Genomic DNA, 1,681 nt, shown 5'->3' on the forward strand with positions numbered 1-1,681 from the left:
TATAACCCACTATACTTTACTTCGTAAAGGTGGGCTCGCCGAGGGGTCTTGCAGACGGCTCAATTCGGCTTTTTCAAGCCGAGTGTCAGTGACCCCATCGGGTCAATTAGCTGATACCTGTTTGACGATTTGCTGCCCTACCAAAATAGTAGGCGTGTAAACCTCAAACTAAAATAAAAACCCCCTTCGACTTATAGTGGACACCATTTTTTTCACTCCTCCACATTTTATAAAAAAGACCCTAAAAGAATCTCAAAACCAAAACTTGTGTATAATATGCTAAAAAGATTGGAGCCTTTATCTATGAAATTTAGAGAAATTACAAGTGAAGATTATAATAATTGCGCTGAAAATTTAGTCGCAGCTTATGCAGGAGCACCATGGCATAATAAATGGACTAAAGAAGAAGCTCTACTTAGAATTAAAGCAACAATGAGTGGATTCAATTCTAGAGGATACGTTATCGAAAATAACGATAAAATATTGGCAATGTGTATAGGCAGAATTGACTATTATTTTAGTAATATGGATCAATTCTGTATTGACGAATTTAACGTCATTCCTAGCCACCAAGGTTCTGGTATTGGAAAACAATTAATAAATTCCGTTTCTAATTTAATGAAAAATAATGAAATACATAGAATTTTTCTAATTACCGGTGGAAAATCAGCAGTAAAATTCTATAAAAAAAATGGATTTATAGAATCAAATGACGGATTTATGATGGAGCTCGAATTATAATTAAGAAAATAATAGAAAAAAGACCTCGGAGGGCTTGCCACCCTCCAAACCACCCAGTCGCCTCTTGTCACCCCAGTTAAAGTGGCCACATGTTGCCGGAAGACAAATCGGCTTATATCGGAAAACTTCAACAACGTGGTCTAATTGTAGCCTTTGTTGGAGATGGCGTTAACGATAGTCCGTCCTTAGCTTTAGCAGACATTGGCATCGCAATGGGAAGCGGAACGGACGTAGCAATTGAAACATCTGATGTCGTTTTAATGAACTCGAACTTCAGCAACTTGCCTCACGCATTAGGATTAGTAAAAGCCACCGCAAATAATATGAAACAAAATATCGTGATTGCAGTTGGCGTAGTGTTGGTCTTGTTGACCAGCGTCTTCTTCAGCGAATGGATGAATATGTCTATAGCGGAAACTCAGATTTTTAAATCTGGGATTTTCCGCTTTTTTGAGTTCTTGAAAAAAAAATAAGCGTATAGAGTATGCTCTTTATAAAATGGGTATTCGGACGGGGGGGGGAGATTTCTCTATTTTTTGGTATACACCAAAGGACGAAAAAAATTAATGCAGTTCGTTTAATACACAGTATTTTCTCGTCTTACCCGCATAAATACACAGTATTTTCTCGTCTTTTAATCGCTGTATCCCTTAGTATCACTGGTTATATTTTCTCCAAATAGATTTAAAAGATAAAGCATTTACGATATATAAAAGTCTTCATAATTTACTAAAAAAATTTAATATACGATACATAAATTTCTCGTGATTTCTCAATAGACAAAGTATCTTCCTTAACGAAAAAAAGTGGGCATCATTGACGACAAGAACTGGCGCCATTGAGGCTGGGACAAAAGGTCTCTCAAAAAAATACACTCCCAAAAACTATGAACTTTTTTGTTCAGTAGTGGGAGTGTATTTTTCTATATCTTTATAAAAAT

The 1,681-nt window shown here is 36.0% G+C and carries 1 protein-coding gene and 1 pseudogene; both read left to right on the plus strand.

Annotated features, from left to right (window positions below):
- The first annotated feature begins 303 nt into the window (after window positions 1–303).
- Entirely contained in the window at window positions 304–741 is a 438-nt protein-coding gene (locus tag AC973_RS05505; RefSeq protein WP_048728320.1) for a GNAT family N-acetyltransferase, read from the plus strand.
- 83 nt (window positions 742–824) lie between these two features.
- Window positions 825–1,214: pseudogene (locus tag AC973_RS05510) on the plus strand (HAD-IC family P-type ATPase); the annotation flags it as partial.
- Window positions 1,215–1,681 lie beyond the last annotated feature (467 nt).

The sequence above is a fragment of the Carnobacterium sp. 1290_CSPC genome (genome assembly GCF_001053265.1).
In the GTDB taxonomy this organism is placed as follows: Bacteria; Bacillota; Bacilli; order Lactobacillales; family Aerococcaceae; genus Aerococcus; species Aerococcus urinaeequi.

Excerpts from the sequence above, each read along its gene's own strand:
- AC973_RS05505 (WP_048728320.1), top strand. The coding sequence starts at position 304 with ATGAAATTTAGAGAAATTACAAGTGAAGATTATAATAATTGCGCTGAA.